At 43.0% G+C, this 15,570-nt stretch carries 5 protein-coding genes, 9 tRNA genes and 3 rRNA genes; 1 reads left to right on the forward strand and 16 read right to left on the reverse strand.

Annotated elements, in window-relative coordinates:
* Positions 1 to 18 precede the first annotated feature (18 nt).
* The 4 genes from addA to V2145_RS15870 form a co-directional block, all read right to left on the reverse strand.
* Positions 19 to 3,738: a helicase-exonuclease AddAB subunit AddA gene (gene addA / locus V2145_RS15855; RefSeq protein ID WP_311859387.1), complete on the reverse strand. Its 3,720-nt coding sequence runs from the start codon at positions 3,736 to 3,738 to the stop codon at positions 19 to 21.
* Positions 3,716 to 7,222, reverse strand: coding sequence for a helicase-exonuclease AddAB subunit AddB (gene addB, locus V2145_RS15860; protein WP_311859390.1), 3,507 nt, complete (start codon positions 7,220 to 7,222; stop codon positions 3,716 to 3,718). The genes addA and addB overlap by 23 nt, the downstream gene beginning before the upstream one ends.
* A gap of 178 nt (positions 7,223 to 7,400) precedes the next feature.
* Positions 7,401 to 8,141, reverse strand: a complete 741-nt coding sequence (gene fabG / locus V2145_RS15865; protein ID WP_094912885.1) for a 3-oxoacyl-ACP reductase FabG — start codon at positions 8,139 to 8,141, stop codon at positions 7,401 to 7,403.
* Positions 8,142 to 8,473: 332 nt separating this feature from the next.
* On the reverse strand, positions 8,474 to 9,076 hold the full coding sequence (locus V2145_RS15870) for a TVP38/TMEM64 family protein (RefSeq protein ID WP_094912886.1): 603 nt from the start codon (positions 9,074 to 9,076) through the stop codon (positions 8,474 to 8,476).
* Between the two features lie 193 nt (positions 9,077 to 9,269).
* On the opposite strand from V2145_RS15870, the gene V2145_RS15875 reads away from it, so the two are divergent.
* On the forward strand, positions 9,270 to 9,506 hold the full coding sequence (locus tag V2145_RS15875) for an IDEAL domain-containing protein (protein WP_094912887.1): 237 nt from the start codon (positions 9,270 to 9,272) through the stop codon (positions 9,504 to 9,506).
* A gap of 34 nt (positions 9,507 to 9,540) precedes the next feature.
* On the opposite strand, the gene V2145_RS15880 is transcribed toward V2145_RS15875, so the two are convergent.
* The 12 genes from V2145_RS15880 to V2145_RS15935 form a co-directional block, all read right to left on the reverse strand.
* A tRNA-Ile gene (locus tag V2145_RS15880) sits at positions 9,541 to 9,614 on the reverse strand.
* A 4-nt stretch (positions 9,615 to 9,618) separates the two neighbouring features.
* Positions 9,619 to 9,692: transfer RNA gene (locus V2145_RS15885), tRNA-Gly, on the reverse strand.
* A 23-nt stretch (positions 9,693 to 9,715) separates the two neighbouring features.
* Positions 9,716 to 9,792: transfer RNA gene (locus tag V2145_RS15890), tRNA-Pro, on the reverse strand.
* Positions 9,793 to 9,797: 5 nt separating this feature from the next.
* Positions 9,798 to 9,874: transfer RNA gene (locus V2145_RS15895), tRNA-Arg, on the reverse strand.
* A gap of 6 nt (positions 9,875 to 9,880) precedes the next feature.
* A tRNA-Lys gene (locus tag V2145_RS15900) sits at positions 9,881 to 9,953 on the reverse strand.
* 4 nt (positions 9,954 to 9,957) lie between these two features.
* A tRNA-Gln gene (locus V2145_RS15905) sits at positions 9,958 to 10,032 on the reverse strand.
* Positions 10,033 to 10,038: 6 nt separating this feature from the next.
* Positions 10,039 to 10,122, reverse strand: a tRNA-Tyr gene (locus V2145_RS15910).
* Positions 10,123 to 10,134: 12 nt separating this feature from the next.
* A tRNA-Val gene (locus tag V2145_RS15915) sits at positions 10,135 to 10,210 on the reverse strand.
* A 22-nt stretch (positions 10,211 to 10,232) separates the two neighbouring features.
* A tRNA-Glu gene (locus V2145_RS15920) sits at positions 10,233 to 10,307 on the reverse strand.
* Between the two features lie 9 nt (positions 10,308 to 10,316).
* Positions 10,317 to 10,432 (reverse strand): 5S ribosomal RNA (gene rrf, locus V2145_RS15925).
* Between the two features lie 180 nt (positions 10,433 to 10,612).
* A 23S ribosomal RNA gene (locus V2145_RS15930) occupies positions 10,613 to 13,547 on the reverse strand.
* Between the two features lie 224 nt (positions 13,548 to 13,771).
* Positions 13,772 to 15,324 (reverse strand): 16S ribosomal RNA (locus V2145_RS15935).
* The 16S, 23S and 5S rRNA genes sit together here with 9 tRNA genes alongside, the layout of an rRNA operon.
* Between the last annotated feature and the right edge of the window lie 246 nt (positions 15,325 to 15,570).

Consider the following 15,570-nt stretch of genomic DNA (forward strand, 5'->3'; position numbering starts at 1 on the left):
GAAAAGCTCGCCTTCTTTTTACTCTTTTATCTCTATTACATGTCCACCATCTAAAAAATATAAGTAGCTATGTGCGATTGACTTTTTCACGATGGTTTCTACCGCTTTCCGATATAGCTTTAGCTGCACTTCATAGCGGTTTTTCAAGATTTCTTGCGCACTGTTAAAGTCATTGCTAAAGCGATTTTTAATATCATCGGTTTTGTAATCAACAAGAATGAGCTGACCATTCCATTCGTATAAGCAATCTATAATTCCTTGGACTAAAATTGCTTCATTATCATTCCATCCGTAAACCTCTTCTGTTGAGACATTTAAGCTAAACGGCATTTCACGATAAATCTTCTCTGCTTCTTTGAGCTGTTGTCCAATAAAGCTGTTTGTAAATTGAGCAATATCAGAAGGGTTAATACTTTCTGCTTGCTCCGCTGTTAAAATTTCGTTGATAACGAGAGAATCAATAAGCTCTTGTACAGCTTCAATTGTTAGCGATTCCTTAAATGGTAAATGTTGCATCACTGTATGCACAGCTGTTCCACGTTCTGCTGCAGTTAATGAATGCGACTGCATAAAGGTCGGACGATCTTCAATGGTTGACTTAAATCCTGTTATAAGTTGACTTTCTGGTTCTTCACTAGTGGTTTGATACTGCCTTTTTAAATCAGAAACGGACTGCTTGGATCGATGTGTCGTTGCTTTTAAATGACTATATTTCCAGCGTAATCGCTCTTCAATACGCTCTTTATTTATACTTTCAAAATCAACTGGATTACCTTCTTGTACCGCAGCTAGCAGTTCTTCATGTTCCGATTGTTCTTCAACCAGCTGTTCAGATAGCTCCGTCGCTTGAATCGCTTGTACTTTCCATTTGGAACTGTGCTCATACACCTCTTGCAACACTGCTCTTTGCTCCTCAGGCATCCACTTTTCGAAATGACGATGTCTGGCTAAAGCAGGACCCACCCAATCAAGATATGACTTGGCATCTGCACGCATATAAGCAGGTAGCTCCCATTGGTCATGAGTTAATACTTGGCTCCATTTTTTCATTTGAGCCTCAGCATCTTTTACAGTTCCGACTAAAATTAATTTTTCCTTAGCACGTGTTAGCGCTACATATAAAACTCGCATTTCTTCAGCAATGCTTTCTTTCTTCATTTTTTGTTTCATGACTTGCTGAAGCAACGTTGGATACGTAATACGAAGCTTTGGATCAATATACTTGGATCCGAAGCCGAGTTCTTTATCTAGCATATAAGATTTATTTAAATCCATTAGATTAAACTTACGGTTCAATCCAGCTACGAAAACAATAGGAAACTCTAAACCTTTACTGCTATGGATTGTCATTAAACGAACAACATCTTCTTGCTCACCTAGCGCTCTGGCCGTTCCTAAATCATTTCCACGCTCTTTCATACGATCGATAAAGCGCAGGAAGCGGAATAAGCCTCGAAACGACGTCGCTTCATATTGACGTGCACGGTCATATAAAGCTCTTAAGTTAGCTTGACGCTGTTTACCTCCAGGTAGACCTCCTACAAACTCATAAAATCCTGTATCACGGTAAATCTGCCAGATAAGTGTAGATAAAGAAGTTTGGCGTGCTGTGGTTCTCCATTCGCTAAGCTTCACAGCAAAGTGACAAAGCTTTTCTTGAAGAGGTCCTTCAAGAGACAAGCGAACATAATTTTTCATCGCCTCATAGTACGTCCCCTTTTTATCCTCGGCCCGAATTAGAGCAAGTTCTTCATCTGACAAACCTACAATTGGCGAACGCAATACAGAAGCAAGGGGAATATCTTGATATGGATTATCAATGACTTTTAATAAAGACATCATCATCATCACTTCCGTTGCATCAAAATACCCGGACGACAAATCTGCATAAATAGGAACCCCTTCTTGCTTAAACTCTTCCATAATTTGTGCTGCCCATGGCATAGAGCGAAGTAAAATAACAAAATCTCGATATGTTACGTTTCGCATCACATCTAACTTACGGTCATATACTTGAAAACGTTCTTGAACAAGCTGCTTTATCTTACGAGCCATTGCTCGAGCTTCTAGCTGAGCCGTTTCTAATTCTGCTTCTGAAAACTCCACTAAAGTTGACTCTTCTTCCTCTTCTCCGCCTTCTTTGGAAATCAGTAAAAGTTCAGACTCCATTTCACTACTGTCTGGATAAGAAGCCCCCAACTTCAAGGATGCATCGTCGTCATAGACGATTTCACCAACCTCTTCATCCATCAGCTGCTGAAAGATAAAGTTGGTCGCATCGATAATCTCAGAGCGGCTGCGGAAATTCTTGTTCAAATCAATTTTCATGCCATTCTTTCGTCCATCATGTGTAAAAGTCTTGTATTTTCCAAGAAAAAGAAATGGTTCTGCTAAACGAAAGCGGTAAATAGATTGCTTAACATCACCTACCATAAAGAGGTTACCATCTTCATCATCATGCTTCACAAGCTGAATTAGGGTTTCTTGTACCATATTCGTATCCTGATATTCATCTACTAAAACCTCTACAAACTGCGTTTTATATTTGTAAGCAACTTCAGATGGTTGAATTCCTTGATCTGACGGACGTCCTAAAATTTCCAAACAATAGTGTTCTAAATCTGAAAAATCTACGAGCCCTTTCGCTCGCTTTTCTGCTTCATAGCGCTCACCGAACTTCCTTACAAGCGATATAAGAACTTCTACTACAGGATGCATTTTCTTAAAGTCGCTCATGTATCCACTGAGCGGACGAGAAAATAAATCGCTCTGCATTTTTTCAAGAGCTGCTTTTGCTTTTTTACGAAGATCTCCAAATTCATCAAGTAAGGCAGCGTCATACTCATCACCTTTGCATGGCTTTAAACGCGTAAAGCTAAGGGTTTGCATTTGTTCATGTAGCTCAGCAAAAGTGTCAGCTGCAAGCATACGATTAACCTGAGCTAAATCATCCTCAATATTTACTTTTCTTGGAGCTGGACCTCCAGGCATTGTTGTTAACCTAGACGCTTGGTGTAGCATAGCTTGAACACCGCTCAGCTGTTTTTTCACTTCATCCATTAAAAAGTTCATAAATGGAAGAGAGTCAATTGTAGCCTCTTCACCAATGCTATATTGATGAAGAAGCATATCTAACCAGCTATTCGGCTTTGGATTAGAACGAGCAAAATCATATAATCTGCGAACCATATGCTGAACATCTAAATCATGACGATCACTTGTATATCGATCCACTAACTCAAAAAATAATTGATTACCTTCAAGGCTATACTGCTCTTCAAAAAGCTCGTCCAATACTTCTTCTCTCAAGAGCTCTGCTTCGGTATCGTCTGCAATTCGAAAACCTGGATCCAAGTCAATCATATAGTAATAGCTGCGGATAACTTCAAGACAAAATGAATGAAGAGTTGAAATAGACGCTCGGTTTAGTAAGTGCAGCTGTCTTCTTAAATGTAAAGAAGACGGGTTTATCTTTAACTCTTTTTCTAAAGCTTCCCCGATACGATGACGCATCTCTGCAGCTGAAGCGTTTGTGAACGTCACGACTAATAAACGGTCGACGTCCACTGGATTTTCAGGATCGATAATTTTTTTAATAATGCGCTCAACTAAAACAGCTGTTTTTCCTGAACCTGCCGCTGCTGCCACTAAAATATCTTGTCCAGATGACACGATTGCTTTCCACTGATCATCTGTCCACTGTGAATCAACAGGCTTACTCATTCGTTCCTGACTCATGCTTTTCCTCCTCTCGTATTTTTTCTAAAATATTATTTTGATTTTCATTTTTCAGCTGACGATATTCGTTTTCGCTTAGGGCTTCATCGAATTGACAAATTGAACGGTATTCACAAAAGGCACACGGTGTTTTATCTTTAAGTTTGTAAGGAGATATATCAATTTTACCTTCAGTAATTTCTGTCCCCGCCTCTACAAACTTTTTACGTACGTATTGTCTAAGGTGTGTAAAGTCCGTCTCAGATGCAATTGAAGAGTTCGAATAAAAACCACCTGTTTTTTTAATACCAGCTGAGATAATTTGTGAATGACCAGACTCTAGCGTTTCATCCATTAGGCGAACCGCTTCTTCATCACCTAACAGTAAGCCTTTCATCTTAAATTTCTTAAAGATTTCTTCTTCAACCTGATTTTCACTCAGACTCTTTGTACTATTAACCATCGGATTATGAACGTGGAAGTATAAAACACCTGCAGGTAAAGCACCTTGGTTCGTTTTTAAAAGCTGTTCAGCGTAAGTTACCACTACATCCAAATATGCAAGAATTTGAAGTGAAAGCCCATAATAGACTTCTAGTAAATTTAACGCTTTGTCACTGGATTTATAATCGACAATCCGAAGTAGTATCCCTTTAGAGCTTTCTGCTTTATCTACTCGATCTATTCGTCCCACTAGCTCCATCGTATGTCCATTTGGAAGCGTAAAGGTCATAGAAGGTAATTCTGCATCAGGACCAAAACCTAACTCTAGCCCAACAGGTACAAACCCGCTCGATTTTGCATGTTGACTTAATACAATCGACGCCCGTTCGATTACTTGCTGCAATTTATATGCAAGATATTGATGACGATTAGAACTCAACAAGATTTCGTTTTGTAAGCGCGGCGCTAATTCCTGAACTGCATCAGCAGAGAGAGATTGACAATCTTTCTTCGTTAACTGCTTCCAATCTTTCTCACTAGTTCTCAACTTATCTGAAATATGTTTTAACGCTGCATGAAAGAGCTCACCAATGTCAGGTGCCGCTAGTTGAAACACTTTTCTATCCTTCAACTTTAAGCCATGAGAAGCAAAATGCGAGTAAGGACAAGCCTCAAACTTTTCCATGCGCGATACGCTTGCCTGAATATGTTTGCCATACAAGCGCTCACTTGTTTTCTTCGTTAACCGCTTTGCATCGTTTTGATAAAATAAACTGCTCAAAACCCTTTGACTATACGTCTTCCATTCTGAAGTCATATAAAAGTTATAAACGTCCCACCATGCATCGCTCATTGGATAATGCCGTTTCCAAGCTTGTAGATTGCTTGCTAAATAAGCCATCGTAGACAGTGGATTCGCAATGTAATCAAGCTGCTTTTCCTCTTCTAAACTTGTAGGGTCATTCATTAATAACTTTTCTTCAAGTAATGGAAAGAGCTCTTTCAATCGATTAATAACCAGAGATGGTAGCAAAGATTTCCCTTCATCATTTGCTAGTGGATAGCTGATATATAACTTTTCTTCTGAGCTTACAAGCGCTAAATAAATTAAGAACTGATCATCAAACAGCTGCTGCTTGCCCGTTGGAGCTAACGTCACACCTGATTTAAATAATTCATCGCGGTCTTGATCAGATAAAATACTATCCCCCTGAGGTTTAGCTGGTATCACACCATCGTTCACTCCTACAATAAAGGTCGCTTTAATATTGGAAAAACGAGAGCGCTCGAAGCTTGCAACGAGGACTTGATCAAGAGATGGTGGAACAATAGCAAACTGCATACTGTCTAGTCCTGTCTCAAAAAGCTCAGTAAACAGCTTGATGGATACTTTTTCTTCTCCCATCATTTCTACAAACTGATCAAATAAGTTTAAGACGGCTTTCCATACTTGCTCATGTTCACGTGCTTCTTGTACCTTTCCATTTTCTTCACAGTGATCACGAAGCTTCTCAATTTTTTGTGGGATACTGAGCTCTATTAAAAAGAGGTAAAGAGCTTTTGCTTTTTCTTTCCCCGTCTTTCCTTTCTTTAGTTCCTGCTGCAGTTTCATAAGTGGATTTACAACAAGTTCTTTTAGCTCATTAATCTTTTCTTCGAACTGGACTTCCTCATCTGTTTTTGGTAGATTCATATCCTCTAATGAACGATATTTTCGATACTTCCACCTTTCACCATTTGTCCACTTAGTACCTTGAATCCCATATGCTAAGACATAGTTTTCAAATTGGTCCATTCCTTCCCTTAGCTTATTAACCTCAGCTTCTATCGGAAAAAACATATCTGTCTTAATGGCACGAAAAATACTTTCATAGCGCCAAGAGCCACTTACGACTTCTAAGCTGGAACGAATAAATTCAATAATTGGATGGTGAAACATTGCTCGCTTTTGGTCAATAAAGTATGGAATTTCGTAATCGCGAAATACGGTTTCAATTAATTCATCATACTCATTTTTATTCCGGACAACTAAAGCAATATCTCGGTACCGGTAATCAGAGTCTTTAACTAGCAGCTGAATTTCTCTTGCAATTCCTTCTACTTCTGCACGCCGACTCACAGCAGGATATAAAGAAATGTCATTTGGCTTCTGAAAAAATTCAACAGTTGGACGCTCGTCATAATACTTCTCTAAGTGAGACAATTCTTTGCTGTTTGAATGGCGAAAATTATCCTTTAATAAAACGGGATCTTTTATTTCAATTCCTTGTTCTAACGCTACTTTTGTTAACTCTCTATACGTCTCTCCAGTTAATCTAAAGAGTTGCAAATCAGCTGGTATATAGTCTGCTTGCGTATAATCTCCCGTCAATGTGACCGTTACATCTGAGCAAACTTTCATAAGTTCGACTAAGACATCGAGTTCTTGCTTTGTAAAATGATGAAATCCATCGACGTAAATAACAGCTTTCTTTAAATACGAAGAAAGCTGAATTTTTTCAGCTAATAGTTTCAAATAATCTTCACTATCTACATACTTCATTAATAGCTGTTTTTCTAGCTCTTGATATATAAGTCCTAAATCATGCAGCTTATCCGCTAGCACTTGCTCGTTACTGTCTTTAAGTTCTTTCTGCAGAGTCACTAACGATTCAGGCTCTAATCCATACTGCTTAAACTCTTTTAACATCTTTTCTAGCTTTGTGATAAACCCTTCTTTTTCAGATGCTGCTGCAAATAAGATGAGCTCTTCTTTTTGTTGTTCTATAATTTTTCTAAGCATCATATGCATGCCTGTTTGATCAATATGATAACGACTAATGCCGCCTGCTTCTTGGAGAACTCGCCAAGCCAAACGCGTAAAACTATAGACTTGAGCTCTCATCATTCCGCCCAAGCCTGGCGTTTGAATAAGCTCGTACTCAGACTGGAAAGTCATTTGCTCTGGAACAATATAAATAATTGGGTTACCCAGTGGCTCACGCGCTAATTCTTGGCGAATAGCATTTAAACATGCTGCTGTTTTACCACTTCCAGACCTACCCAGCATAAACTGTAGCATTTTCTTCACCCCTAACGAATTTGAACGCCACAAAAAAAGTGACGTTCAACAAGCTTTCTTTCTATATTCTGATCAGTTATTTACCCTTTTCGTTACCATTTATTTTACTGGACTTACATAAAGAAATCCAATAAAATAAACCGTTTTGGCTCGTTACCAAAACGGTTTATTTTTCCTATTACATCATAATTCCACCATCGACATGTAATACGGTTCCGTTTACATAATTGGATTCATCTGATGCTAAATATAAGTATGCATAGCCAATATCAGAAGGCTGTCCTAACCTTTGAAGCGGTATGGTTGATTTCATTTGGTTAATGACCTTCTCTGGAACAGCAGCTACCATATTCGTTTCAATAAATCCTGGTGCAACAGCGTTTACGTTAATTCCTTTACGCCCAAGTTCTTTTGCCCAAGTCTTAGTCATTCCTACAACCGCGGCTTTTGCTGCTGCGTAATTGGTTTGTCCAACGTTCCCATATACGCCTGAAACAGACGACGTACTAATAATTTTCCCACTGCCTTGAGCTACCATATGAGGCACAACAGCTTGCGTACAGTTAAAAACACCCGTCAAGTTAACGTTAATAACTGCTTGAAAGTCTTCCATTGTTAACTTAGTTAGCATTGCATCTCTGGTAATTCCTGCATTGTTAACTAAAATGTCTATTTTGCTATAGGTTTCTACTACTTCTTCTACCATCCCATCTACGTTATCACGATCTGCAACATTGACTTGAAAGAATGTGACGTCTCCACCTTCATTTCGTAAAACCTGTGCTTTCTCTTCACCTAAAGCTTGGTCATAATCAACGAGTGCCACTTTTGCTCCTTCTTTTGCAAAAATCCGTGCAGCTTCAAAGCCTAATCCATTTGCAGCGCCTGTAATAATTGCCACCTTGTCTTTTAATCTCATCTCCTACCACATAGTATGAACGTTCTTAAGAACAGGCTTGCCTCCATACTATGCATAGCCCCCTTTTACTTGACGACAAGCACGTCGTATTCGTAAATCATGTGCAAAAGCGATGAATTAAACAACCCTTTTACTAACATATGTAGTAGAGAATTGCCCAAAACATTCATAACTTTTCAGAAAACAGGGAAATCAACAGATTAAGGTGAGGTAAAGAACGTGTAGGGATTCTAGAAAGTGTAGCAAAACCTGCTAATTTTATCCTTATTTTAACATATATTCCACTAAAGCGAAATCATGAATTCAGAAAAGAAAATTCCTCTTCATTTATTCTACTGGTTCATACGAACATTTAGGCGCCTCTCAATTTGTTTTCCTACAACCCATAATACAAAAATAACAATTAAAACAACAATAGCTTTTGTCGGCTGTTGTACGAAGGAGATAAAGTCAGCTCCTATAAAGCTCATCATAAAAATCATTACCATTTTTCCTGCTAAAACCGCTAACACAAATTGTGGCATACTGACTCTGGATAAGCCAGCAACAACATTAATAGCAGCTGATGGAGTGAAAGGAAAGCATAGCATTAAAAACAGTGGACCAAAACCATGGCGTTCAACCCAGGCCATAATCTTTCGAATTTGAGCATGCCTACTTATAAAATTCAAGAAGCGTGCTTGTCCATATCGACGAAAGATAAGGAAAACAATAATTGACCCTACGCACGACCCAACCCACGAAATTAGAAAACCTAACCATAAGCCAAATGCAGCAGCATTTGCCATAACAAAAGCAAACAGAGGTAAAATCGGAATAAATGCTTCAAGAATAGGAAGTAATAGTCCCGGTATAATACCAAATGATTGATATTCTTCTAAAAGTTCAAGCACACCTTCAAGCGTTAAGTATTCTTTAATTTTATCAAAGTCCATTACTTAATCTCCTAACTGATGACTACTAACTTAATCAACATTGTACTACTTTCATTACCGAAACAAAAGGTGCTCAAACATTTATATTTGTCTGGTCACTATACAATAAAATAAGTCTAAAAATTTAGAAAATTAGTTGTTTTTTTGTTCCTTACTCTATATACTAAGAAAAAGGCTGCAGAGGTGATGATGGATGAACAATGAAAAATCGTACGCCGAGATGATGAAATCCCTCGCTCGCAAAAGAAAAATTCGCGAAGCTGATAACGTGCTTGATATGTACATTGACATGCTTATTGACGATGCCTTATTTAAACACAAAAAAACCATTTTAGAAACGCAAATTAACTATGCATTAGATGAACGAGATCGTACTGCATTTTATGACTTGTCTCTTCAATATCAATCTCTTTTAAGAACATCTACATGAAAAAAGAGCATCTTAACTAGATGCTCTTTTTTAGTGGGCCTAAGTGGACTCGAACCACCGACCTCACGCTTATCAGGCGTGCGCTCTAACCAGCTGAGCTATAGGCCCGTTATGGAGCGGGTGATGAGAATCGAACTCACGACATCAGCTTGGAAGGCTGAGGTTTTACCATTAAACTACACCCGCATATATAAGTCAAGAATATTTCCTGGTCGGGAAGACAGGATTCGAACCTGCGACCCCTTGGTCCCAAACCAAGTGCTCTACCAAGCTGAGCTACTTCCCGTTCTATGGCGCGCCCGAGAGGAGTCGAACCCCTAACCTTTTGATCCGTAGTCAAACGCTCTATCCAATTGAGCTACGGGCGCTTAATATGAGCCATGAAGGACTCGAACCTTCGACCCTCTGATTAAAAGTCAGATGCTCTACCAACTGAGCTAATGGCTCTTAATGGCTGGGCTAGCTGGATTCGAACCAACGCATGACGGAGTCAAAGTCCGTTGCCTTACCGCTTGGCTATAGCCCAATAAAATGGTGGAGGGGGGCAGATTCGAACTGCCGAACCCGAAGGAGCGGATTTACAGTCCGCCGCGTTTAGCCACTTCGCTACCCCTCCAGCTTAAATAAATGGTGGAGGATGACGGGATCGAACCGCCGACCCCCTGCTTGTAAGGCAGGTGCTCTCCCAGCTGAGCTAATCCTCCAAATTTCTTATATAAAAATAAGTGGTGACCCGTACGGGATTCGAACCCGTGTTACCGCCGTGAAAGGGCGGTGTCTTAACCACTTGACCAACGGGCCAATTTAAATGCCTGGCAACGTCCTACTCTCACAGGGATAAAGTCCCAACTACCATCGGCGCTAGAGAACTTAACTTCCGTGTTCGGCATGGGAACGGGTGTGACCTCTCTGCTATCGCCACCAGACATGAATTGAGATTATTCTCTCAAAACTAGATAACATTTTGCTGAGTACTAAGTTTACTGTCTAGCTACGGCTCCTAATTGTTCGGTCGTTTCACTTCTGTTATTGAAACCAAAAAGCGGTTTCCCTATCAGAAGCTCCAACGCCTTTCACAATTGAACAGTCGCCTTCGCTTTTCTAATTTGGTTAAGTCCTCGATCGATTAGTATCAGTCAGCTACACACGTCACCGTGCTTCCACCTCTGACCTATCAACCTGATCATCTTTCAGGGATCTTACTAGCTTGCGCTATGGGAAATCTCATCTTGAGGGGGGCTTCATGCTTAGATGCTTTCAGCACTTATCCCGTCCACACATAGCTACCCAGCGATGCCTTTGGCAAGACAACTGGTACACCAGCGGTGTGTCCATCCCGGTCCTCTCGTACTAAGGACAGCTCCTCTCAAATTTCCTACGCCCACGACGGATAGGGACCGAACTGTCTCACGACGTTCTGAACCCAGCTCGCGTACCGCTTTAATGGGCGAACAGCCCAACCCTTGGGACCGACTACAGCCCCAGGATGCGATGAGCCGACATCGAGGTGCCAAACCTCCCCGTCGATGTGGACTCTTGGGGGAGATAAGCCTGTTATCCCCGGGGTAGCTTTTATCCGTTGAGCGATGGCCCTTCCATGCGGAACCACCGGATCACTAAGCCCGACTTTCGTCCCTGCTCGACTTGTAGGTCTCGCAGTCAAGCTCCCTTGTGCCTTTACACTCTACGAATGATTTCCAACCATTCTGAGGGAACCTTTGGGCGCCTCCGTTACTCTTTAGGAGGCGACCGCCCCAGTCAAACTGCCCACCTGACACTGTCTCCCAGCCCGATCAGGGCTGCGGGTTAGAATTTCAATACAACCAGGGTAGTATCCCACCGACGCCTCCACCGAAGCTAGCGCTCCGGCTTCTCAGGCTCCTACCTATCCTGTACAAGCTGTACCAAAATTCAATATCAGGCTACAGTAAAGCTCCACGGGGTCTTTCCGTCCTGTCGCGGGTAACCTGCATCTTCACAGGTACTATAATTTCACCGAGTCTCTCGTTGAGACAGTGCCCAGATCGTTACGCCTTTCGTGCGGGTCGGAACTTACCCGACAAGGAATTTCGCTACCTTAGGACCGTTATAGTTACGGCCGCCGTTTACTGGGGCTTCGATTCAGAGCTTCTCCCAAAGGATAACCCCTCCTCTTAACCTTCCAGCACCGGGCAGGCGTCAGCCCCTATACTTCGCCTTGCGGCTTCGCAGAGACCTGTGTTTTTGCTAAACAGTCGCCTGGGCCTATTCACTGCGGCTCTCTCGGGCTATACACCCTACCAGAGCACCCCTTCTCCCGAAGTTACGGGGTCATTTTGCCGAGTTCCTTAACGAGAGTTCTCTCGATCACCTTAGGATTCTCTCCTCGCCTACCTGTGTCGGTTTGCGGTACGGGCACCTCCCGCCTCGCTAGAGGCTTTTCTTGGCAGTGTGGAATCAGGAACTTCGGTACTATATTTCCCTCGTCATCACAGCTCAGCCTTATGATGAGCGGATTTGCCTACTCATCAGCCTAACTGCTTGAACGCGCATATCCAGCAGCGCGCTTACCCTATCCTCCTGCGTCCCCCCATTACTCAAACGGCGGGGAGGTGGTACAGGAATATCAACCTGTTGGCCATCGCCTACGCTTTTCAGCCTCGGCTTAGGTCCCGACTAACCCTGAGCGGACGAGCCTTCCTCAGGAAACCTTAGGCATTCGGTGGACAAGATTCTCACTTGTCTTTCGCTACTCATACCGGCATTCTCACTTCTAAGCGCTCCACCAGTCCTTACGGTCTAGCTTCGCAGCACTTAGAACGCTCTCCTACCACTGACATCAAAGATGTCAATCCACAGCTTCGGTGATACGTTTAGCCCCGGTACATTTTCGGCGCAGAGTCACTCGACCAGTGAGCTATTACGCACTCTTTAAATGGTGGCTGCTTCTAAGCCAACATCCTGGTTGTCTAAGCAACTCCACATCCTTTTCCACTTAACGTATACTTGGGGACCTTAGCTGGTGGTCTGGGCTGTTTCCCTTTTGACTACGGATCTTATCACTCGCAGTCTGACTCCCACGGATAAGTCTTTGGCATTCGGAGTTTGACTGAATTCGGTAACCCGTTGGGGGCCCCTAGTCCAATCAGTGCTCTACCTCCAAGACTCTCACTACGTGAGGCTAGCCCTAAAGCTATTTCGGAGAGAACCAGCTATCTCCAGGTTCGATTGGAATTTCTCCGCTACCCACACCTCATCCCCGCACTTTTCAACGTGCGTGGGTTCGGGCCTCCATTCAGTGTTACCTGAACTTCACCCTGGACATGGGTAGATCACCTGGTTTCGGGTCTACAACCACATACTAAACGCCCTATTCAGACTCGCTTTCGCTACGGCTCCGTCTCTTCAACTTAACCTTGCATGGGATCGTAACTCGCCGGTTCATTCTACAAAAGGCACGCCATCACCCATTAACGGGCTCTGACTACTTGTAGGCACACGGTTTCAGGATCTCTTTCACTCCCCTTCCGGGGTGCTTTTCACCTTTCCCTCACGGTACTGGTTCACTATCGGTCACTAGGGAGTATTTAGCCTTGGGAGATGGTCCTCCCAGCTTCCGACGGAATTTCACGTGTTCCGCCGTACTCAGGATCCACTCAAGAGGGAACGAAGTTTCAACTACAGGGTTGTTACCTTCTTTGACGGGCCTTTCCAGACCTCTTCATTTACCTCGTTCCTTTGTAACTCCGTATAGAGTGTCCTACAACCCCAAGAGGCAAGCCTCTTGGTTTGGGCTAATTCCGTTTCGCTCGCCGCTACTCAGGAAATCGCATTTGCTTTCTCTTCCTCCGGGTACTTAGATGTTTCAGTTCCCCGGGTCTGCCTTCAATATCCTATGTATTCAGATAAAGATACTGCTCCATTACGAACAGTGGGTTTCCCCATTCGGAAATCTCCGGATCAAAGCTTACTTACAGCTCCCCGAAGCATATCGGTGTTAGTCCCGTCCTTCATCGGCTCCTAGTGCCAAGGCATTCACCGTGCGCCCTTTCTAACTTAACCATTAGCGAATAAATGGTGCAACTTGCGTTGCGTTATTTATTGGTTTGATTAAAGAAAAGTTTCACTTTTCCTCAGCTATTACTGTTATCTAGTTTTCAAAGAACAATCGCACTCAAAATTCTTCTTATTAGATAAGAAGAAAGTGATGTACTTTCTATTAATGAGAGATTGAACTCTCAAAACTGAACAAAGCTTCAAAACGTACGTCTTGTAAAAATCCTTAGAAAGGAGGTGATCCAGCCGCACCTTCCGATACGGCTACCTTGTTACGACTTCACCCCAATCATCTGTCCCACCTTAGGCGGCTGGCTCCATAAAGGTTACCCCACCGACTTCGGGTGTTACAAACTCTCGTGGTGTGACGGGCGGTGTGTACAAGGCCCGGGAACGTATTCACCGCGGCATGCTGATCCGCGATTACTAGCGATTCCAGCTTCATGTAGGCGAGTTGCAGCCTACAATCCGAACTGAGAATGGTTTTATGGGATTGGCTTGACCTCGCGGTCTTGCAGCCCTTTGTACCATCCATTGTAGCACGTGTGTAGCCCAGGTCATAAGGGGCATGATGATTTGACGTCATCCCCACCTTCCTCCGGTTTGTCACCGGCAGTCACCTTAGAGTGCCCAACTTAATGCTGGCAACTAAGATCAAGGGTTGCGCTCGTTGCGGGACTTAACCCAACATCTCACGACACGAGCTGACGACAACCATGCACCACCTGTCACTCTGTCCCCCGAAGGGGAACGCTCTATCTCTAGAGTTGTCAGAGGATGTCAAGACCTGGTAAGGTTCTTCGCGTTGCTTCGAATTAAACCACATGCTCCACCGCTTGTGCGGGCCCCCGTCAATTCCTTTGAGTTTCAGTCTTGCGACCGTACTCCCCAGGCGGAGTGCTTAATGCGTTAGCTGCAGCACTAAAGGGCGGAAACCCTCTAACACTTAGCACTCATCGTTTACGGCGTGGACTACCAGGGTATCTAATCCTGTTTGCTCCCCACGCTTTCGCGCCTCAGCGTCAGTTACAGACCAAAAAGCCGCCTTCGCCACTGGTGTTCCTCCACATCTCTACGCATTTCACCGCTACACGTGGAATTCCGCTTTTCTCTTCTGCACTCAAGTTCCCCAGTTTCCAATGACCCTCCACGGTTGAGCCGTGGGCTTTCACATCAGACTTAAGAAACCGCCTGCGCGCGCTTTACGCCCAATAATTCCGGATAACGCTTGCCACCTACGTATTACCGCGGCTGCTGGCACGTAGTTAGCCGTGGCTTTCTGGTTAGGTACCGTCAAGGTACAAGCAGTTACTCTTGTACTTGTTCTTCCCTAACAACAGAGTTTTACGACCCGAAAGCCTTCATCACTCACGCGGCGTTGCTCCGTCAGACTTTCGTCCATTGCGGAAGATTCCCTACTGCTGCCTCCCGTAGGAGTCTGGGCCGTGTCTCAGTCCCAGTGTGGCCGATCACCCTCTCAGGTCGGCTATGCATCGTTGCCTTGGTGAGCCGTTACCTCACCAACTAGCTAATGCACCGCGGGCCCATCTGTAAGTGATAGCCGAAACCATCTTTCAATTTTCTCTTATGCAAGAGAAAATGTTATCCGGTATTAGCTCCGGTTTCCCGGAGTTATCCCAGTCTTACAGGCAGGTTGCCCACGTGTTACTCACCCGTCCGCCGCTAACGTCATAGAAGCAAGCTTCTAATCAGTTCGCTCGACTTGCATGTATTAGGCACGCCGCCAGCGTTCATCCTGAGCCAGGATCAAACTCTCCGAAGAAATGTTTGACTTGCTCATAAAAGTTTAAAAAAATTAACGTTGACGTTTGTCGCTTTGTTCAGTTTTCAAAGTTCAACCGTCGCTCTCAGACGACTTTACTATCTTACCAAGTTATCAACTTGTTGTCAACAACTTTTTTGTTTTTTGTTTCATTCTTAACTTGTTTGTTACCTGTTCGTTAAGAACATTTATTAATATAACAAATGAAATACTACTTGGCAATCCCTAAATAATAAGTTTAAATTT

The organism is Priestia sp. GS2, from assembly GCF_036409025.1.
In the GTDB taxonomy this organism is placed as follows: domain Bacteria; phylum Bacillota; class Bacilli; order Bacillales; family Bacillaceae_H; genus Priestia; species Priestia aryabhattai_A.

Coding starts and splice junctions, on each gene's coding strand:
- V2145_RS15875 (WP_094912887.1), top strand. CDS start 9,270: ATGAACAATGAAAAATCGTACGCCGAGATGATGAAATCCCTCGCTCGC.
- V2145_RS15870 (WP_094912886.1), bottom strand. CDS start 9,076: ATGGACTTTGATAAAATTAAAGAATACTTAACGCTTGAAGGTGTGCTT.
- addA (WP_311859387.1), bottom strand. CDS start 3,738: ATGAGTCAGGAACGAATGAGTAAGCCTGTTGATTCACAGTGGACAGAT.
- fabG (WP_094912885.1), bottom strand. CDS start 8,141: ATGAGATTAAAAGACAAGGTGGCAATTATTACAGGCGCTGCAAATGGA.
- addB (WP_311859390.1), bottom strand. CDS start 7,222: ATGCTACAGTTTATGCTGGGTAGGTCTGGAAGTGGTAAAACAGCAGCA.